At 69.9% G+C, this 19,701-nt stretch carries 16 protein-coding genes; 8 read left to right on the plus strand and 8 right to left on the minus strand.

From position 1 onward, the window contains the following. Positions 1 to 5: 5 nt before the first annotated feature. A complete protein-coding gene (locus tag ACIBF5_RS07945) occupies positions 6 to 1,154 on the minus strand; it encodes a glycosyltransferase family 4 protein (RefSeq protein WP_396809247.1) in 1,149 nt (382 codons plus the stop codon). A gap of 169 nt (positions 1,155 to 1,323) precedes the next feature. On the opposite strand from ACIBF5_RS07945, the gene ACIBF5_RS07950 reads away from it, so the two are divergent. After that, entirely contained in the window at positions 1,324 to 2,085 is a 762-nt protein-coding gene (locus tag ACIBF5_RS07950) for a TIGR03089 family protein (protein ID WP_396809249.1), read from the plus strand. A 52-nt stretch (positions 2,086 to 2,137) separates the two neighbouring features. On the opposite strand, the gene ACIBF5_RS07955 is transcribed toward ACIBF5_RS07950, so the two are convergent. Beyond that, on the minus strand, positions 2,138 to 2,482 hold the full coding sequence (locus ACIBF5_RS07955) for a hypothetical protein (protein ID WP_396809251.1): 345 nt from the start codon (positions 2,480 to 2,482) through the stop codon (positions 2,138 to 2,140). A 90-nt stretch (positions 2,483 to 2,572) separates the two neighbouring features. Next, positions 2,573 to 4,579, minus strand: a complete 2,007-nt coding sequence (locus ACIBF5_RS07960) for an acetoacetate--CoA ligase (protein ID WP_396809253.1) — start codon at positions 4,577 to 4,579, stop codon at positions 2,573 to 2,575. Between the two features lie 323 nt (positions 4,580 to 4,902). Here ACIBF5_RS07960 and ACIBF5_RS07965 point away from each other — a divergent pair, with 323 nt between their 5' ends. The 3 genes from ACIBF5_RS07965 to ACIBF5_RS07975 all read left to right on the plus strand — a co-directional run bounded on the left by ACIBF5_RS07965 (position 4,903) and on the right by ACIBF5_RS07975 (position 9,474). Continuing rightward, positions 4,903 to 6,210, plus strand: a complete 1,308-nt coding sequence (locus tag ACIBF5_RS07965; RefSeq protein ID WP_396809255.1) for an RICIN domain-containing protein — start codon at positions 4,903 to 4,905, stop codon at positions 6,208 to 6,210. A gap of 182 nt (positions 6,211 to 6,392) precedes the next feature. Next, positions 6,393 to 8,141 carry a hypothetical protein gene (locus ACIBF5_RS07970; RefSeq protein ID WP_396809257.1) on the plus strand — a complete coding sequence of 583 codons (1,749 nt, stop codon included), beginning with the start codon at positions 6,393 to 6,395 and terminating at the stop codon, positions 8,139 to 8,141. A 148-nt stretch (positions 8,142 to 8,289) separates the two neighbouring features. Continuing rightward, positions 8,290 to 9,474 carry a low temperature requirement protein A gene (locus ACIBF5_RS07975; protein WP_396809259.1) on the plus strand — a complete coding sequence of 395 codons (1,185 nt, stop codon included), beginning with the start codon at positions 8,290 to 8,292 and terminating at the stop codon, positions 9,472 to 9,474. 4 nt (positions 9,475 to 9,478) lie between these two features. Here the strand turns inward: ACIBF5_RS07975 and ACIBF5_RS07980 are convergent, their stop codons facing one another. The 3 genes from ACIBF5_RS07980 to ACIBF5_RS07990 all read right to left on the minus strand — a co-directional run bounded on the left by ACIBF5_RS07980 (position 9,479) and on the right by ACIBF5_RS07990 (position 13,766). Next, positions 9,479 to 10,549, minus strand: a complete 1,071-nt coding sequence (locus ACIBF5_RS07980) for a hypothetical protein (protein ID WP_396809418.1) — start codon at positions 10,547 to 10,549, stop codon at positions 9,479 to 9,481. Positions 10,550 to 10,901: 352 nt separating this feature from the next. Further along, entirely contained in the window at positions 10,902 to 11,423 is a 522-nt protein-coding gene (locus ACIBF5_RS07985; RefSeq protein ID WP_396809261.1) for an acyl-CoA thioesterase, read from the minus strand. Positions 11,424 to 11,549: 126 nt separating this feature from the next. Then, the gene (locus ACIBF5_RS07990; protein WP_396809263.1) at positions 11,550 to 13,766 is read right to left on the minus strand and encodes a discoidin domain-containing protein; all 2,217 of its coding nucleotides are present in this window, start codon (positions 13,764 to 13,766) and stop codon (positions 11,550 to 11,552) included. Between the two features lie 300 nt (positions 13,767 to 14,066). Here ACIBF5_RS07990 and ACIBF5_RS07995 point away from each other — a divergent pair, with 300 nt between their 5' ends. Further along, positions 14,067 to 14,765, plus strand: a complete 699-nt coding sequence (locus tag ACIBF5_RS07995) for a hypothetical protein (protein ID WP_396809265.1) — start codon at positions 14,067 to 14,069, stop codon at positions 14,763 to 14,765. A 114-nt stretch (positions 14,766 to 14,879) separates the two neighbouring features. Here ACIBF5_RS07995 and ACIBF5_RS08000 read toward each other — a convergent pair whose 3' ends face one another. Next, the gene (locus ACIBF5_RS08000; RefSeq protein ID WP_396809267.1) at positions 14,880 to 15,335 is read right to left on the minus strand and encodes a MarR family winged helix-turn-helix transcriptional regulator; all 456 of its coding nucleotides are present in this window, start codon (positions 15,333 to 15,335) and stop codon (positions 14,880 to 14,882) included. A gap of 121 nt (positions 15,336 to 15,456) precedes the next feature. On the opposite strand from ACIBF5_RS08000, the gene ACIBF5_RS08005 reads away from it, so the two are divergent. The 3 genes from ACIBF5_RS08005 (at position 15,457) to ACIBF5_RS08015 (ending at position 19,076) form a co-directional block, all read left to right on the plus strand. After that, a complete protein-coding gene (locus ACIBF5_RS08005) occupies positions 15,457 to 16,659 on the plus strand; it encodes an MFS transporter (protein WP_396809269.1) in 1,203 nt (400 codons plus the stop codon). A 53-nt stretch (positions 16,660 to 16,712) separates the two neighbouring features. Beyond that, entirely contained in the window at positions 16,713 to 17,543 is an 831-nt protein-coding gene (locus tag ACIBF5_RS08010) for an aldo/keto reductase (protein ID WP_396809271.1), read from the plus strand. Between the two features lie 207 nt (positions 17,544 to 17,750). Further along, the gene (locus ACIBF5_RS08015) at positions 17,751 to 19,076 is read left to right on the plus strand and encodes a helix-turn-helix domain-containing protein (protein WP_396809273.1); all 1,326 of its coding nucleotides are present in this window, start codon (positions 17,751 to 17,753) and stop codon (positions 19,074 to 19,076) included. 79 nt (positions 19,077 to 19,155) lie between these two features. Here the strand turns inward: ACIBF5_RS08015 and ACIBF5_RS08020 are convergent, their stop codons facing one another. Then, the gene (locus ACIBF5_RS08020; RefSeq protein ID WP_396809275.1) at positions 19,156 to 19,605 is read right to left on the minus strand and encodes a hypothetical protein; all 450 of its coding nucleotides are present in this window, start codon (positions 19,603 to 19,605) and stop codon (positions 19,156 to 19,158) included. Positions 19,606 to 19,701 lie beyond the last annotated feature (96 nt).

Below are 19,701 nucleotides of genomic sequence, written 5' to 3' on the forward strand. Positions count from 1 at the left end.
GCCGCTCAGCCACGGACCCGACTCCAGGCCGCGACGTGCACCTCGGCGCTCGACTCCCAGGTGAACTCCTTCGCCCGGTCGAGTCCCGCCTTCGCGAGGGTGAGCCGGCGCGACTCGTCGTCGAGCAGCGCGGCGAGATCGGTGGCGATCTGCTGCGGATCCTCACTGGTGTACGCGACCGCGTCCCCGCCGACCTCGGGCAGTGACAACCGCGGGGTGGTGAGCACCGGGGCGGCGCAGGCCATCGCCTCCAGGATCGGCAGGCCGAAGCCCTCGCCGTAGGACGGGTAGGCCGCGACCAGCGCACCGCCCAGGAACCCGGGCAGGTCGGCGTAGCGCAGATAACCGGGGCGGAGCAGCCGCAGGTGCGCGGGCACGTCCGCGACCGCCTGGTCGATCTCGTCGTCGTGTCCCTGACCTCCGGCGATGACGAGGGCCGGCGGGTCGGGCCGGTGCTGGACCGCGGCCACCCAGCCGCGGATCAGGTTCGGCACGTTCTTGCGCGGCTCCTTCGAGCCGAGGAACGCCACGTAGCTGTGCCCACCGAGTCCGAGGCGGGCCCGTACCCGGGCCTTCTCCTCCTCGGTCGGGGCGTGGAAGGCACCCTGGTCGACGCCGTGGTAGGCCACGTCGATCCGGGTGGGGTCGGCGTCGAGGAGCCTGATCAGCTCGTCCCGGGTCGCCTTGCTCGGCACGATCACCCGGTCGGCCCGGCGGAGCGAGGTCTTGATCGCGCTCCGGAAGAACGTCCGCCGGGACTTGTCGTAGTGCTCCGGCTCGGTGAAGAAGGTCGCGTCGTGCACGGTCACCGTCACCGGACAACCGGCCCGCAGCGGGCAGGTGTAGAACGGCGAGTGCAGCACCTGCGCGTTGACCTGCTGGGCAAGCAGCGGCAGCCCGGTCTGCTCCCAGGCCAGCCGGGCCGGGCGGTGGGCCACCGCGGCCGGCGCGGAGATCACTTCGGCGGCCGGCAACATCCGGGCGTAGCGCTCGGTGTCGGTGCGCAGTCCGACCACAGCCAGATCGACACCGCCGGATGCACAGAGCTTGCCGAGGGCGCCGAGTAGTCCGTCAACGTATCGACCGACGCCGCCCCGGTCGGCGGGGACGCTGGTGGCGTCGATGAGTACGCGGGGCGGTCGACCGGGGGTCACTTGGCGACTCCTCAAACTGCGGGGTTGTGGGGAACAACACTCTTGCCAAGCCTACGCCGCCCCACTGACCCGCCGTCGACTGCGACCCGACAGCCGGCTGTCTTTCCGGCGACTCAGTCACGTCGGCGGCCGGTCCCCGCGCCGACCCGGAACGCTATCCTCAGTGGCGATGACGGACAAAACCACGGCCGACACGATCGCGCGGATGTTCGCGTCGGCGGTCGCCGCCGACCCGACCAGACCGTTGCTGACCTGGTACGACGACTCGACCGGCGACCGCACCGAGCTGTCCGGTGCGACGCTTGCCAACTGGGTGGCGAAGACCGGCAACCTGCTCGTCGACTCGGCCGGACTGGCGCCGGGCGACCGCGCGGCGGTCCTGCTGCCGCCGCACTGGCAGTCCGCCGCCGTACTGCTCGGGTGCTGGTCGGCCGGGTTGGCGGTGTACGGTGCCGGGCTCGCCGTACCCGGCGCGGGACCGTCCGGCGACCCGGCGGGAGGTGTCGAGCCGCCCCGCCCGGTCGACGTGCTCTTCGTCGCGGCTGCCCAACTGGAGTCCTCGTCTGCCTGGCCGGCCGACGAACGGTACGCGCTGTCGCTCGCGCCGATGGCCATGCCACTGCGTACGGTCCCGCCGGGCTTCGCCGACTACGTGGTGGAGGTACGCGGCCACGGTGACCACCACACGCCCGCTCCGGCGGGTGGGCCGCAGGACGCCGGGCTGACCGCGCTCGCCGCCAAGCGCGCCTCGGCGCTCGGGCTCACCGCCGGTGCCCGGGTGCTGGTCAACGCCGCCACCCACCCGGACCCGGTGGACTGGCTGCTCGCCCCGTTGTCCGCCGGCGCCACCGTGGTGCTCTGCGGCGCGCTGGACCGGTCCCGGCTGGCCGACCGGGTGACGGCGGAACGGGTCACCCTCGACCTCTCCTGAGTGCCGCCGACCCCGCACCGCTCACAGTTCGGCGGGCACGACCCCGCACCGCTCACAGTTCGGCGGGCACCACCTCGCGCAGCACACCGTCGGGGCCGCACCGGTAGAACCCGGCGATGTCGTCGAGCCACGGTCGGCCGCGCGCCTGCGCCGGGGTGAGGACGGTCGCCTGGACCCGCAGGACGACGACCCGCGCCCGGTAGGGGCTCCACGCGGCGCCGACCACACCGTCGACGAGCGCGGCCCGCCGCCCGGACGGCAGCGTCCCGTCCACCACCCAGTCGGCCGGCAGGTGGCACCAGGCGGTACGGACCACCCGGGTGAACGGGTCGAGTGCCTCACCGCCGGTGGCCGGGTCGGTGGTGTCGGTGATGGTCAGCCGTAGGTAGGTGCCCACGGATAATGAGACGCACTCGCCCCGGGTTCACGTTGTCGGTCGTACGGACCGACTGCGCCGGCCACCCGGGTCGGGTGGCCGGCCTGCCGGTCAGCCGTCCGCCCGCCCCTTGGCGAAGAGTTCGAACGCGAGCAGGGACTCGGGATTGGCCAGCGCCCCGGTCGCCGCGGCCGACGCCACCGGCGTACCGGTGAGGATCTTCTTGACCGGCACCTCAAGCTTCTTCGCGGAGAGGGTACGGGGCACCGCCCGGACCTGGTGGATCTCGTCCGGTACGTGCCGGGGCGACAGGGCGGTACGCAGCTCACGGGCGATCTTCGCGTGCAACGCCTGGTCGAGTTCGAGACCGTCGGCGAGGACGACGAAGAGCAGCAGCTCGCCAGCGCCACCCTCGTTGTCCTCCAGGTGCACCACGACCGAATCGGTGACCTCGTCCAACCCCTCGACCACGGAGTAGAACTCGGCGGTGCCGAGACGTACGCCGCCCCGGTTCAGCGTGGCGTCGGAGCGGCCGGTGATCACACACCCGCCACGCTCGTTGATGGTGATCCAGTCGCCGTGCCGCCACACCCCCGGGTAGTGGTCGAAGTACGCCTCCCGGTAGCGGTGACCGTCGGGGTCGTTCCAGAAGCCGACCGGCATGCTCGGCATCGGGGCGGTGATCACCAGTTCGCCGAGTTCGCCCCGGACCGGTTCGCCGTCGGCCGACCGCGCCTCCACCCTGGCCCCCAGCGCCCGGCAGGCGATCTCACCGGCGTACACCGGCAGCAGCGGGACACCGCCGACGAAGCCGGTGCAGACGTCGGTGCCACCGGAGAGCGACTGGAGTTGAAGGTCGGTGCCGACCTCCTCGTACACCCAGGTGAATCCCTCGACGGGAAGCGGGGCACCGGTCGAGCCGAGGCCACGCAACCGGCGCAGGTCGGCGATCCGGCCGGGTCGTACACCCGCCTTCCGATTCGCCAGTAGGAACGGCGCGGAGGTGCCGAAGTAGGTGGTGCCGGTCTCCTCCGCCATCCGCCAGAGGGCACCGAGGTCGGGCTCGGCGGGACCACCCGGTTCGGCCCGTACCGCAGGGTTGCCGTCGTAGAGCACGATCGCGGCACCGACCGCCGGCCCGGAGACGAGGAAGTTCCACATCATCCAGCCGGTGGTGGTGAACCAGAAGAACCGGTCCGCCGGGCCGAGGTCGTGGTGCAGGGCGAGCATCTTGAGGTGTTCGAGCAGGATGCCGCCGTGCCCGTGCACGATCGGTTTGGGCAGGCCGGTGGTGCCGGAGGAGTAGAGCACGTAGAGCGGGTGGTCGAACGGCACCGGGTCGAAGGCGAGCGGCTCGTCGGTCTCGGCCGCCAGGTCCGTCCAGTTGAGCACTCCGGCGGCGGCCTCCGCCGCAGCACCCTGCGGGTGCAGGTAGTCCAGGACCACGGTGTGGACGAGCGACGGCAGCGCGGCCCGGATCGCGGCCACCTCGGCCCGCCGGTCGACCGGCTTGTCGCCGTACCGGTAACCGTCGACCGCCACCAGGACCTTCGGCTCGATCTGCTGCCAGCGGTCGGTGACGCTGCGGGTGCCGAATTCGGGCGCGCAGGAGGAGAAGATCGCACCGAGGCTGGTGGTGGCGAGCATCAGCACGAACGTCTCGGGGATGTTCGGCGCGTACGCGGCCACCCGGTCGCCCCGGGTCACCCCGAGCCGGCGCAGTCCTGACCGGACCCGGCGTACCTGGTCGCGCAGCTCGGCGGCGGTGAGGGTGACCGGCGGACGGGTCTGGCTGCGCGCGAGCACCACCGGGGCGTCGTCGGCGAGGCCCGGCATCCGCAGCACGTGCTCGGCGTAGTTGAGGGTGGCGCCGGGGAACCAGGCGACCCCCGGCATCTGGTCGCCGTGCAGCGTGGTGGTGGGTGGGGTGTGCGCGATGACCTCGAAGTAGTCCCAGATGGAGCGCCAGAAACCGTCGAGGTCGGTGACCGACCACTCCCAGAGCGCGGAGTAGTCGGCGAAGTCGAGGCCGCGCCGTTCCCGCAACCAGTGCAGGTAGTCGCCGATCCGTGTGGTCTCGCGGACATCTGCCGGCGGCGTCCAGAGCACGTCAACCATGGTCCTCCCCTCCCCGGGCCTGCCACAACGCCGTGGTGTGACCCAGCCGCCATCCTGCCGTACGCCAGGCGCCCATTCTGCGCACCGCCCACCCCCACCGACGCGTGGCCCGACCACATGTTTTGGCCCCACTGATGTGGGACACCCACGGACCACTTTCTCCGGCGCTCAGGACAGGGGATTTGTCCGCATATCGGATGACCGATTCCCGCCCGTACGTCGCACGTTGACACCCGATCCACGGCAGCCATAGCGTGTGATCGATCGCTCGGCACCGCCCTGGTCACCCCCGACCAGCCGGGCGATCCGAAAGGACCCCCGTCATGAATGTCGACACGCGTACCCCCGCGACCAGAAGAACGGTCCGACTCCTCGCACTCCTGCTGGCGCTGATCTGCGTCTCGTCCAGTCCCGCGATCGGCAGTACGAAGGCCGCCGCGGCGGCCCCCGCCTTCAAGGTCATCGCCTTCTACAACGGCAACTGGGACCCGGCACACATCAGCTTCGTCCGGGAAGCGAACCAGTGGTTCCCGCAGATCGCCGCGCAGAACAACTTCTCCTACACCTCGACCAACGACTGGAGCCAGCTCAACACCGGAAACCTGGCCCAGTATCAGGTGGTGCTCTTCCTGGACGACCTGCCGCCGGCGGCGCAGCGCCCGGCGTTCCAGCAGTACATGCAGAACGGTGGCGCGTGGCTCGGCTTCCACGTCTCCGCGTACACCGACAATCCGGGCGGCTGGGACTGGTACCACAACCAGTTCCTCGGCAGCGGAGCGTTCCGGAACAACACCTGGGGACCGACCACCGCCGTCCTGCGCGTGCAGAACCAGACGCACCCGTCGACCGTACGTCTGCCGTCGACCTTCACGTCGTCGGTGAGCGAGTGGTACAGCTGGAACAACGACCTGCGCAACAATCCGAACATCGACATTCTCGCCTCGGTCGACCCGAGCAGCTTCCCGCTCGGCACCGACCCGAACCAGACCTGGTACAGCGGTTACTACCCGATCATCTGGACGAACAAGAACTACAAGATGCTGTACGCGAACTTCGGTCACAACGCCATGAACTACGACACCAACACCCCGCTGTCGTCCACCTTCGCCAGCGAGATCCAGAACCGCTTCCTCGTCGACGGACTGCTCTGGCTCGGCGGGGGCGGTGGCACGCCGCAACCTCCGACGAGCCCGATCTCGCCGACCGCCTGGTACACGCTGGTGAACCGGGGCAACGGCAAGTGTGTCGACAGCCGCGCCGCCGGCACCACGAACGGCACCGTGATCCAGCAGTACACCTGCAACAACAGCAACGCCCAGCAGTTCCAGTTCCAGCCGACCAGTGGTGGCTTCGCCCGGGTCAACAACCGCGGCAACAGCGCCCGGTCGCTCGACGTCACCAACGTCTCCACCGCCGACAACGCGCCGATCCAGCTCTGGACGTACGGCGGCGGCAACAACCAGCAGTGGCAGGCGGTCCCCGAGACCGGTGGCTACTACCGGCTGGTCAACCGGCTCAGCGGCAAGTGCCTGGACGTGCCGGGCGCCTCCACCGCCAACAGCGTGCAGTTGGTGCAGTACACCTGCAACGGCTCCGCCGCCCAGTCGTTCCGCCCGACCCAGCAGCCCTGACGATCCACCCCGCACGGGTACGGCCGTGACCTGCTGCCCGGGTCACGGCCGTACCCGTGGAATACGCCCGGGAATCGGTACGGGAGCCGGTGGTGGAATCGTCGTCGACAACGCGTACCGTGCACGGGTGAGCGAGCTGGCGTGACCAGCTTCTGTCGGCCCGGAGACCGTGGAGTGGCGCAATGGCCCCGGAGATATCGAGTCCGGAACGGTTGACCGGCGACACCGTCATACTCGACAAGATCGAGCAGCCCGAGCCGACACGGCGGCCCAGCCGCTGGGAGATCAACGCGCCGCGCATTCTCCTCGGCCTCGCACTGTTGATCATTGTCATTGCGCCGGTCGTACTCGCCGTCGTCTCCGGCAGCATCTCCATCCCGCACAACGACGCCTGGTCGTACAGCCGGATCGCGCAGGAGTTCGGCCGAACCGGAGAGATCCACCTACTGGGCTGGAACCGGTCCGCGCTCGTCGGCCAGATCGTCGTACTCGGACCGCTGGCGGCCTCGATCACCGCACAGCAGCTCTTCGTCGCATTGCTGGCCGGCGTCGCGATACTGGCCTGCTACGACCTGCTCGCCCCCACGATCGGTCGACTTCCCGCCTCGGCCGCCGCACTGGTACTGGCGGTCTGGCCGGAACTCGGCCTGCTGGGCACCTCGTTCATGAGCGACGTGCCGGCACTGGCCGCCACGCTCGGCTGCCTCGCCCTGGGGCGTCGCGCCCTCACCGGCTCGTCGTTGCCGCTGTTGGCCGGGGCGCTGGCGGTAGGGCTCTGGGGAGTGGCCATCCGCGAGCAGGTCCTCGCCGCGCCGGTCGCGGTCCTGCTCGCCGCACTCACCATCTCCCCCACCCCCGTCCGGCGGGGCGCGCTGTCGTGGCGCTGGTCGGTCCTCGCCCTCGGTGCGGCGTTCGGCATCGGACTACTCGCGTTCGAGGGGTGGCGGCGGTCACTGACCGGCGACGACCCGCCGGCACCACTGCCCGACGGCCCGGTCCTGCCGGACGTCCTGGATGTCGGGATCCGGGGGTACTTCCTGCTGGCGATAGCGGTGGCACCGGCCGTGCTCGCGGTCGCCCGCCCCTGGCGGTGGCGTCCGGCCGCGTTGCTGGTCTCCGCCGGCACCGGCGCGCTCGCCCTGCTGGTCTGGCACGACTACCACCTGGGCGGCTTCCTGATGAGCGACTACCTTCTGCCGTCGGGTCCGTACCCGGCGGTGTTCAGGGGCGAACGCTCGATGATCGGCGATTCCGTACTCCGGGTGCTCGTACTGCTCGCCATGGTGTCGGGCGCACTCCTGGCCGGCCTGGTGGTGGAACGGGGCCGGCGCCTGCCCCCGCTGCTGCGCTGGTTCGCCCTCTTCACCGTGGCCGGGTTGCTGGGAACCAGGGCAGCGGGGCAGACGGTGTTCGGGCGCTACCTGATCGTGCTGGTGCCGGTCCTGCTGCTGATCGTCCTCGCCGGGCGGGAAGAAGCGACCGGTGCGACCGAGTCGAGCGGGGCGGGAGACCGGGTACGGCGGGGACTCCCGCTCGGCCGGGCCGGGGTGCTGGCCGGGGTCGTGGCGGGTACGTTCCTGGCTGGCTTGTCACTGTTCGTCACCGCGTACGGGTCGGCGCTCGACGCGGCCCGGTGGCACGCCGGCGAGCGGTTGGTGGCGCAGGGCGTGCCGGCGGCGGAGATCGATGCCGGATTCGAGTGGTCCGGCTACTACTCGCCCGGCGGGGTGGAGTACGCCCCGAAGGGGGCGGTCCGGCTCAACTGGTACAGCAACAAGTTCGCCAAGAACCCGCCCTGCTTCGCCGTCGCCTCCTCGCCGCAGTCCGAGCCGAACTGGCGCCTGGTCCGTACGGTCGACTACCGCGAATACGTCGTCGCCGGCAACGCCCGGCTCTGGGTGTACGAGACCGGCCACTGCGCTCCGCGCTGACCCTCTTCCCGCCCGCCGGCAATTTCCCCTGTACGGGCACGAGCGGTGCCCGTATTGCATACCTTGAGCAGGTATGGCCCGCTCCTCCGTTGCCCTGACCGGTGTGGTCCTCCGTGGGCCACAGCACCCGGTCAGGGAAGGCTGACCGATGCCGAACAAGGGTCGGGGCACGCTGGTCCGGAGTTCCGACGCGCCGGAGCGGGCCACCCTGCTGGAGTTGCTCTTCGACGTGGCGTACGTCGCCGCGCTCGCCCTGTCGTCGGTACGGCTCGCCGGGGACCTCAACCCGGTCGGGGCGTTACAGCTACTCGTGCTCCTCATGGCGATCTGGTGGACCTGGTCGATCACCGCACTGCTGACCGACTTCTACAACCCGGAGCGGCTCCCGATCCAGGCGATGATCGCCGGCAAGATGCTCGGCACCATCCTGCTGGCCGCCGCGGTGCCGCATGCCTTCTCCGAGATCGGTGCGGTCTTCGCGGGCGCGTACGTGGCCATGCACGTCGGCCGGGGAATCGTGTTGATGACCGTCCTGCGAGGGCACACGGCCCAGATTCGGGCCGCCCGCTTCCTGTTCTGGTTCGTCGTCTCGGGGTTCTTCTGGGTCGGCGGCATCTTCGCCGACGACGGAATCCGCCTCGGCCTCTGGGCACTGGCGATCACGATCGACTACGTGTCGGCGGGGTTCCGGTACCCCACCCCGCGGATCGGCCGCGTACCGGTGGCGCAGTACCGCAAGGCCAGCGTGCACCTCGGCGAGCGCTACCAGCAGTTCGTCATCCTCGCGCTCGGCGACCTCGTGCTGGTTCCCACCCTGCGGATGGGGAACAGCGACTTCACCGTCGGTCGCGTCGGCGCGTTCACGCTGGCCCTGGTGACCACGCTGCTGCTCTGGCAGATCTACGTCTTCCGGAGCGACGCCTTTCTCCGGATGGCGCTTCGGAGCCCGGGCCGGGCCACCCGTTGTGCGCCCTTCACCCACCTGCTCATGGTGCTCGGCATCGTCTGTAGCGCCGCCGGGTTCGACCTGGTCATCACGCATCCCGAGGGCACGACCCCGAGTGGCTGGATCTATGTGATCTTCGGCGGACCGATGCTCTTCCTGATCGGCCGAACGGTCTTCGAATCGGTCGTCTTCCGCACCGTCTCGTGGTCCCGGCTGGTCTGGGTGCCGTTGCTGCCGCTGGTCGGACTGACCACGGTGAACCTGCCACCGGTCCTGGTCACGGTTGTCAGCAGCGGGACCCTGCTCGGCGTCGTCGTCTCCGACGCGCTCCGCACCTGGCGGAAGACCTCGGGCGGGGCGGCCGGTCCCGACGCCAGGCCGGCCTGACGGGTCAGGCCGGCGCGCGGAGCTGTTCGGCGATCCGCTGACAGCTTTCCGGGCCGTAGTCCCAGCCCAGCGCGAGCGGATAACGGACCATCACTCCCATCGTCCAGTCGCCCGAGATCGCCAGACAACTGACGTGGTACACCCCCTCTTCGGGGCGATCGATCCAGCCGTTCTTGATCGCGATCGTGTTGCGCTGCGGTGCCGGAAATGCCTTCCTGATGCCGAAGTCACCGTATCCGCGTACCAGGCGCATCTCGTTGAGCAGCCACTTCGTCCACGTGTCACCGGCGGCCCGCCCGTCGGCGATGCAGACGCCAAGCCGGGCGGTGTCCCGGGGCGAGAGAGCGGTACGGCTCCAGCCACCGTCGGGCGACGGACTGCTGTCGGTGAGCTTGCAGATCGAGAGGGCACGCTTGATCGACTCAACTCGACCGATCTCGGTGTAGAGCGCCTCCGTCCTGGCGTTGTCACTGTCCCGAATGATCTTGGTGAGATCGGCAAGTTTCGCGTCGGTTGGAGTGACCCCGTCAGCGTCCGCACGACGCAGATAATCGGCAGTTACCCACGACTTGATCAACGACGCGGTGGTGCTCGTCTCGCCCATGTTGGCGGACCCGGAGATCTGGCCGGTACGCCGGTTGACGATGCTCCAACCCCACCATCCCTGGATGTCGAGCTTGACCGTCGTCGGTCGCACCCCGAGCGGCGACAGCGGCTGGCTCGGCTTGGCGCTGGGCGATCCACTCGGCGTCTTCCCGCCCGACTTCGTCGGGGAGGCGGACGGTGTCGCGGACGGGGAGCCACTCGGTGAGACCGTCGGCGTCGGCGTCGGCGTCGGCGTCGGCGTCGGCCCGCCGCTCTCAGGCAGGGCAGCACCGGCCACGGGCGAGACGGCGGCGCCCTCCCACTGGGACACCGCCTCCGCACCGTTGCGCTCCACCGGCAGAAGACGCAGCCCGACCGGAACGAGGAGCACGAGTGCACCCGCGCCGGCCGCCAACCACCAGGGCGAACGGCGCTTCGAGCGGTGGGACCCGGGGGGTCGGGCTCTCCAACGAGTCCAGCTCCCGGCCAGGGGTCGCGCTTTCCAACGGGTTCAGCTCCCAGTGAGGGTCGGAAAATCATTACTGGCACCGATGCCGGAGGTCACCAATGGGGCGCGGAGCGCAGCAGACTCGGGAAACCATAGTCGAGACCACGCCGATCGGGATAGCAGGGCTGCGCCGTCAGCGCCCAATCGGTACCTGTCGCCGAACAGTTGCCGCTCGCTCGGTGCGCATTCCACCAAGCATCCATTCCATCCATTCGGGAAACGTCATAACCGGCATGTCCGGGAACGGTGCTGATCCGGATACCGACCAGGATTAGACGCCAATAATCCCTTTTCATCACCAACGTGGCAGCGCCCCATGACGCACTGCCCGCGCTCAGCCGGCGGCGCGGTTGGCCTGGATCGCGTTCCGTTTTGCCAGCCGGTGGGCCCGACGGATCTCCGCCTCCCGCCACCGACGCTCGTCGTCGACGGTCTCCGGCAGCACCGGACGTACCTCGCGCGGGTTGCCGGACACGTCGACGGCGACAAAGACGAGGTACGCGGTGACCACCCGCAGCGGCTGGTCCTCGGCGCTGTCCCAGCGCTCGGCGACCACCTTGACCCCGACCTCCATCGAGGTGCTCCCCGTCCAGTTGACCTGTGCGTGTGCGTGCACCAGGTCCCCCACACGGACCGGCTCGGAGAAGACGATCTCGTCGATCGCGGCGGTGACCGCCGTACCGCCGCTGTGCCGGGCGCCCGCCGCGCCGGCCACGTCGTCCACGAACTTCATCAGCACCCCGCCGTGCACGGTGCCGTACAGGTTGACGTCCACCGCGGTCATGATCCGGCTCAGCGTCACCCGGGAGTACGAAGTCGGCTTGCCCACCATCGGGGACGTCGTCGGCTCGGTCATGCCCCAGACGGTACGGTCCCGCCGACCCGCCCGGCACCGGGACCGACGGGTGGATGACCTACGTCTCCGTGGCCGTCCACCCGTCGGGGGATCGTCACCGGCAGCATCGGCTACCGGCGACGGGCGTTACTGGTAGACCCGGACGTAGTCGACGAGCATCCGGGACGGGAACGGGGTGGTGCCGTCCACCGGTCCCGGGAAGTCGCCGCCGACCGCCAGGTTCAGGATGATGTAGAACGGGTGGTCGAAGACCCACGGGCCACGGGTCGACTCCACGGTCTCCTTGCTGGCGTAGAAGACGGTGGTGCCGTCCAACTTGAAGGTGATCCCCCGGCTGTCCCATTCGGCCGACCAGACGTGGTAGTCCAGTGACAGGTCGGCGTTGCCGGGGGTGGTGTACCTCTGCCCGTACCCGCCACCGCCGTTGTAGGCCGGCGCGTGCAGCGTCGAGTAGCCCTCCAGGGTGTTGCGGCCGAGCACCTCCATGATGTCGATTTCGCCGTTGTACGGCCACGGGCGCCCGGTGAGGAAGTCGGCGCCCATCATCCAGAACGCCGGCCAGAGCCCGTTGCCCTTCGGCACCTTGACCCGGGCCTCGATCCGCCCGTACTGGACGGTGAACTTGCCCCCGGTGTTCATCCGGTGCGAGGTGTAGTCACGTCCGCCGGCGGTTTCCCGCCGGGCCTCGATCACCAGTGAGCCGTTGCCGTCCATGTTCGCGTTGTTGTTGTTCGTGTAGTACTGGATCTCGTTGTTCTGCCCGGTGCCCGGGTCGATGGTCCACTTGGCGGGGTCCGGCTTGGTGCCGGCGGCGCCGTTGAACTCGTCGCTCCAGACGAGCCGGGTCGCCGGGAAGGTCGGGTCGGCCGGCTGCGCCGGAGGTGTGATCGGCGCACCACCGGTGCCGTAGACCTTGAACTCCCAGAGCGAGTAGCCGTACGCGGTGCCCCGGGCGGTGCCGTACATCCGGACGTAGCGACCGGTGCCGTTGAGGTTGATCGTCTCCTTGAAGCCCGCGCCGGTGGTGGTGGAGTAGATCGTGGTCCAGGTGGTCGCGTTCGGCGAGACCTGGATCTGGTACGCCCGACCGAAGGCCGGGTCCCACTGGAGTACGACCTGCGAGATGGTGGCGGTGGCGCCGAGGTCGACGTAGATCCAGCCGGGGTCGACCCAGCCGGTGGTGGAACTGGTCGCCCATCGGCTCGCCGGGTCGTTGTCGAACGCCTTGCCCGGGGTGCAGCCGTAGCAGTTGACGTCGTTCTGGTCGGACGAGGCGACTGCCGGCTTACCGTACGAGAGCAACCGCACGCCCCCGGGCGGCGGGGTGGTGGTCGGCGGCGGCGTCGTGGGCGGAGTCGTCGGAGGCGGAGTCGTCGGCGGGGTGGTCGGGGGCGTGGTCGGCGGGGTGCCGCCGCTACCGGTACGGACCTGGAACTCCCAGAGCGAGTGGCCGTACGCGGTGGCACGCGCGGTGCCGTACACCCGGATGTAGCGGCCGGTGCCGGAGACCGTCAGGGTCTGCACCCCGCCGGTGCTGGTCGTGGTCGAGTAGATCGTGGTCCACGGCGTGGTCCCGGTCGCCGAGACCTGAATCTGGTACGCGGTGGCGTAGGCGGCCTCCCAGTTCAGGGTCACGCCACAGATCGACTGACTGGAACCGAGGTCGACCTGGAGCCACTGCGGGTCGCTGAAGGCGCTGCCCCACCGGGTGGTGGCGCTGCCGTCCGTCGCCGCGCTCGCCGGGGTGCCGACGGCCTCGGCCGAGGAGGCGGTGGTCGGGCGGTTGAGTGCCGCGTTGGTGGTGCCGCAAGCCGTGGGGGTGGTGGGGCCGAAGACCTGGAACTCCCAGAGCGAGTAGCCGTACCCGGTGCCGCGCGCGGTGGCGAGCATCCGGACGTAGCGGCCGGTGCCGGAAACGGTCAGCGACTGGGTGCCGCCGGTCCCGGTGGTGGTCGAGTAGACCGAGGTCCAGGTGGTGCCGTTGGCCGACACCTGGATCTGGAAGGCGCGGGCGTAGGCGCCCTCCCAGACCAGGTCGACCCGGTTGATCGCCTGGCTGGAGCCGAGGTCGACCTGCAACCACTGGGCGTCACTGAAGGCACTGGACCAGCGTGTGCCGGCATTGCCGTCGACCGCCGCGGAGGCGGGCATGGCCGCCGACTCGACCGAGGACGCGGTCGCCGGGCGCCCCTGGGACAGCGGTGGTTCGGCCGCACCGGCCCGGTCTGCGGAGATTGCCACGTACGCGCTGAGTAGTGCCACGAGGGCGCTCAACACGACGATCAGGCGCCACCGGGTCAGCCGGCGGCGCTGGACGTCGGGCAGCGATACGGCCCCATCCATTCGTTCCTCCTTGGACTGGCGTAACCGAGACCTGATTCGGCTCGGTTACGCGAGGGTGTCGAACATGTGAGAGCGCTCTCTTATTGGCCCAACTTTCACCCTCGGGACGACAGGAGTCAATGCCTTGTCGGTTCCGGAACTTGGCCGAGGCACCCATCTCGGGGCACCCCAGGAAGATCACCATCAGACAAGGGCAGATCCGGGCACGTAGCGCGACCCCGCCATCACGGACCTTGAATGCTTTTTCCCGGCAGCCGGGCGTACTCCGCTCGCCAAGACGGGAACCGGTACGGTGCGCCAATGCGACATCTCTGGAGCTTCCTCGCCGGAGTGGTGGCGGCACCGTTGGCCTGGGTTCTGATCACGCTCGGTCAGGACGGGTCGACCCGCACAGTCACCCGCTGGCTGGAAATCGGCAACTACAACACAGCGAACCTGATCGAGCCCTCGGTCTACCTCGCGGTCGTCGGCATCCTGCTCGGCCTGCTCGGCACCCTGCGCTTCTCACCGCTCGGCCCGCTGATCGCCGGACTGGCACTGATCACCCCGTACGTCGGACTCTTCGCGAACCCCTTCTGGGTACGTGACACGGTGCCGGCGAACTGGAAGGTCTTCGGTGATCCACTGCCACTGCTCCAGCCGGTGGAGAACGGAACCCTCTTCTTTGTCGGTGCCCTGCTGGTGATCGCGGTCTTCAGCGGGCAACGCTGGCGGCGCTGGCCGGCATCGCCGACCGCAGCGGCGACGGCGACGGCATCGAAGACCACGGACGGCGCCGACACCGAGCCGTTCACCCGCACCGACTGGTCGGCGCTGCAGCCGGACCCGGTCGACCGGGACACCGCTCCACCCACCCTCGGCTACCCGGACCCACCGGCACCGACGCTGACGCCCGTCACCACCGCGCCGACCCCGCTACCGCGTCGCAGCGAGAGCGAGAGCCCCTGGTCGGCCCCGCCCCGCGGCGGCACCCCCAAGTCCGAAACTCCTCCGAAGTAACCGCCGTCCCGAACGCCCTACGGAAAGCGTGGCTACCGCTCGTCGGAGCCACGCTTTCCGGGTTTCCGGCCCGGCCGGGCACGGACCGGCCCGGCGCCGGGTCGGGCCGGTCGGCTAGCGACCGGGAGCGGGCACCCGGCGCTGCACCGTGCCAGCGAGTTCCCGCAACTCGGGTACGCCCTCCGCGTCCCGAAGGGCATCGACGAGTGCGGCGTCATGTACCGGCCGCGCGCGTTCCAGGAAGTCGCGCCCGGCCGGAGTGAGTTCGGTGTAGATCCCCCGCCGGTCGTCCGCGCAGAGGATCCGGGTCAGCAGTCCGCGCTCCTCCAGCCGGTTGACGAGTCGGGTGGTCGCGCTGGGGCTGAGCGCGGCGGCGCGGGCCAGTTGCTGCATACGCATGTGCCAGCCGTCCTGCCTGGCCAGGGCATCCAGCACGGTGTACTCGACCACCGAGAGTTCGACCGCTCGGATGAGCGCGCGTTCGAGCGTCGTCTCGATGAGCCCGTGCAGCGCGGCAAGGGTCCGCCAGCCCTGTGCGCGTACCTCGACGGCGTCGTCGCCGATCCCCATCTCGCCTCCCGGGCGGTAATAGTTGCGTACGCTTCCTATCGGCGTGTACAACTAGAAACCTGGCGTGTGCAAGTACCAGCGTACGCGTCGTAACGGCTGACGCACAGACGGAGAGAGATACATGCCGCTCGGACTCATCGCCCTCGCCCTCGGCGGCTTCGGCATCGGACTGACCGAGTTCGTGATCGCCGGCCTGCTACCCGAGGTCGCCACCACCTTCGGTGTCTCGGAGGCCGCGGCGGGCTGGCTCATCACCGGATACGCACTCGGCGTCGTGGTCGGGGCACTCGCGCTCACCGCCGCCACCACCCGACTGCCCCGCAAGGCCGTCCTGCTCGCCCTCCTCGTCCTCTTCATCGCCGGCAACCTGCTGTCGGCGATCGCCCCCGACTACGGGCTCATGCTCACCGGACGGATCGTCGCGGCCCTCTGCCACGGCGCCTTCTTCGGCATCGGCTCGGTCGTCGCCGCCGGAATGGTGGCACCCCACCGGAAAGCGGGCGCCGTGGCGATCATGTTCACCGGCCTGACCACCGCCAACGTGCTCGGCGTACCGCTCGGCACCCTGCTGGGTCAGCAACTCGGCTGGCGCTCCACCTTCTGGGCGATCACCATCGTCGGCGTGGTCGCCCTGCTCGGCATCGCCACCCTGGTACGCGTACCACGCGACGCGAGCCAGCCCGGCAGCCTGGCGTACGAACTCGGCGCCTTCCGCTCGGGCCAGGTCTGGCTCTCACTTCTGACCACCGTGCTCGGCTTCGGCGGAATGTTCGGCGCGTTCACCTACATCGCCTACACCCTCACCGGGGTCAGCGGCTTCCCCAGCGCGGCGGTGCCCTGGCTGCTGATCCTCTTCGGCGGTGGCCTCTTCCTCGGCAACATCGTCGGCGGCCGGTTCGCCGACCGCTCCGTCGACCGCACCCTGATCGCCGTCCTGGCCGGCCTGGTCGTCGTCCTGGTCCTCTTCGCCCTCACCGCGCGCAGCCAGCCGGCCACCTACCTCTCGCTGCTGCTCATGGGAGCGTTCGGCTTCGCCACCGTGCCCGGACTACAGACCCGGGTGATGAGCCACGCCGCGCACGCGCCGACACTCGCGTCGAGCGCCAACATCGCCGCCTTCAACCTCGGCAACGCGTTCGGCGCCTGGATCGGTGGCCTGACCATCTCCGCCGGCCTCGGCTACACCTCCCCCATCTGGGCCGGTGCCGCTATCACCGCCGCCGCCCTGTTCGTCATGGTCGTCGCTGGTCGCGCCGCCCCGAACCGGCAACCCGGCACGGTCCCGGCCGACGCCCCGCCACCAGTGCCGGCGCCGGCCGTCTGAAGCACCTCCCCGAACCACCGACCCCACACCATCCACATCGGAAGGACCCACGCATGTCGACCCACCAACCCACGATCACCCTCAACAACGGCGTCACCATGCCGCAGCTCGGCTTCGGCGTCTTCCAGGTGCCGAACGCGGAGACCGCCGCAGCCGTCTCGGCGGCCCTGTCGGCCGGCTACCGCAGCATCGACACCGCCGCCGCGTACGGCAACGAGCAGGGCGTACGCCAGGCGATCGAGGAGTCCGGCATCCCGCGCGCCGAACTCTTCGTCACCACGAAGCTCTGGAACAGCGACCAGGGGTACGACAGCACCCTGACCGCCTTCGACACCAGCATGGGCAAGCTGGGTCTGGACTACCTCGACCTGTACCTCATCCACTGGCCCGCCCCTGCCGCCGACCGCTACGTCGACAGCTGGCGGGCGATGGAGACGCTCCACCGTGACGGGCGGGTACGCGCCATCGGAGTCTCGAACTTCCTCCCCGAACACCTCGACCGGATCATCGACCTCGGCGGTGTCGTACCCGCCGTCAACCAGATCGAGCTGCACCCGGCCCTGCAACAGCGCGAGATCGAAGCCGCGAACCAGCGGCTCGGCATCGCCACCGAGGCGTGGAGCCCACTGGCGCGGGCGGCGGTGCTGACCGACCCCGTGGTGACCGAGGTCGCGGCGGCACACGGCCGCACCTGCGCCCAGGTCGTCCTCCGCTGGCACCTCCAGCAGGACCGGATCGTCATCCCGAAGTCGGTCACCCCGGACCGGATCAAGGAAAACATCGGCGTCTTCGACTTCGAGCTGACTGCCTCCGAGATCGACGCGATCAGTTCGCTGGAGCGGGATCTGCGTACCGGGCCACACCCGGCGACGTTCAACGGCTGATCGTCGCTGCGTCAGTCCCGCGCCAGCCGCCGCACACCGGTAGCCATCATCCACCCATCGAGGAATTCAATATAATTTCTCTACTTTGGCTGACTAACCGGGGAAAATAGGCCCTGTGCTGCGGCAACCCTCCGCTCCAGGGCTCCATCGGGACGAGGGAGCGGCATGGCTCGGCACGAGCGGCCCGTAGATCCGACGACTGGACCGTTGTCGTCCTTTGCCTACGAGCTACGGAAGTTACGCGTCGAAGCGGGCAGCCCCACCTACCGGCGGTTGGCCGAGGTCGCTGGCTACAGCGCCTCGACACTCTCCGCCGCCGCCAGCGGAATCCGGCAACCCAGCCTCGACGTGGTGCTCGCGTACGTCGGGGCCTGCGGCGGGGACACCGCCCGGTGGCGGCAGCGCTGGCTCGAACTGGACGAGGAACTGCGGCCCGCCAGTTCGGCCAGCGCACCCGCTGACCCGGTGACGGCCGAAACACCCGAGCCGGTACGGGCCGAAACATCCGACCCGGCGCTGGCCGAACCGGTTGCCACCGCCCCCGCGAGGCCAGCCACCGCCCCCGCGAGGCCAACCACCGCCCCCGCGAGGCCAACCACCACGACGGCTGCCGAGGGTTCGCCCACCCCGACTCCGGGCGGGCCGACCGGCACCGACGGCGACGCGGAGACGACACACGACCGTCCCGTCAGCAACCTGCGGCACCGGAAACTCCGTCGACAAGTGACTCTGGCGGCGGTGGCGGTCGCCGCTCTCGCCGGCACGGCTGCCGTGGTGCCGATGACCCAGCAGAGGTGGACAACCAGGGGGGCCACGGTGACCGCCGCCCCGACGACCACGCCGGCCTGCCCGACGACCACCACGGACGCCGCCTTCACCGCCGTCACGTACGGCGGCGGCGTGCACGTCCGCAGCGAACCCCGCCGCGACATGGGAATCCTGTACACCATCCCGCCCGGTTGCGTGATCGGGCTCACCGGCTACTGCCTGGGTGAGAGGATCACCGACTCCACCTCCCAGACGCCGGACATCCGTTGGTTCACCCTCGCCGACGGCGGGCTGATCGCCTCTGGAGTGGTGCACGGCAATCCGCCCGTCGGTCTGGAACCGTCCCGCTGCGCGGGCGACCGACCCGGACCGGCCGCGATCGCCATCGCGATCGCCCCCGATGTGACCGGCCCGGGCCGGTGGCGACTGAGCGCGACCGGCACCCACCTGGAGATCGTGGGCTTCGCCGCCTACTACGCGGCCGACCCCGCACTGCCGGACGAGCGCCGCTGGCACCAGATCGGGATGACCGGCACGGCCACCCCACCGTTCGACCTCAACTGGAGCCTCGACCACCTTCCCGTGCACACCGGACCGACCGCGGAGATCCCGGTGGCCGCGGTGGCCTGTCTCGGCGGCGGCGCGCCGACCGACGTACTCGACGTGCGCATGGCCCGCGCCGACGGCTCCAGCGCCGCCGAGGCCCTGCCGCTCGCCGCCGACCAGCGGCTCGCGGCCCGCCGTACCGCCTGCCTCTACCCCTGAGACAGGGGTACGGGAACGGCCGCCACCGGTGGCCCGGCGGGACGGATCCCACCGGGCCACCGGTCAGGCGTCACCGAACTCAACAGCCCTGGCGACCGGAGTGGATCCAGTAGGTGGTGCCGGCCCAGTCCATCTCGCCGTACGCGTCGACGCAGTTGTTCACCGTGCCGGTCACGCCACGCGGCCCGGCATAGTACAGGTAGTCGTCGTTGTCCTTGGACGACACCGCGGTGGCGGTGCACGAGCCGGTGCCGGAGGTCTCCGCGCACCGAGCGATCTGGACGGAGGTCCGCGCCGAGGAGCCGTACGCCGCGCCACGGTGGTACATGCAGGCGCTGTTCGTGCCACCATTGGTGCTGTTGTAGTAGATGACCAGCTCGGCGACCGGGTTGCTCGGCGGGTACGCGTAGCTGTAGGTCACCGTGCCGGAGCAGGAGACCGCCGCCTGCGACGGTGCCGCCGTGACGACCAGCACCGTGCCGAAGGTCAGCAACGCCAGCAGCGCTCCGAACGCTCTGCGCAGCATCATGACTTCCACTCCTCTGGGACGGGGGTGGGTTGAGTGCCGTCCCGCCGTCCATTCCTACGGAACAGCGACGTTGATCGCCGCTGGTGGCGGCACCGA

It is taken from the genome of Micromonospora sp. NPDC050417, from assembly GCF_044458865.1.
Lineage (GTDB): Bacteria > Actinomycetota > Actinomycetes > Mycobacteriales > Micromonosporaceae > Micromonospora_G.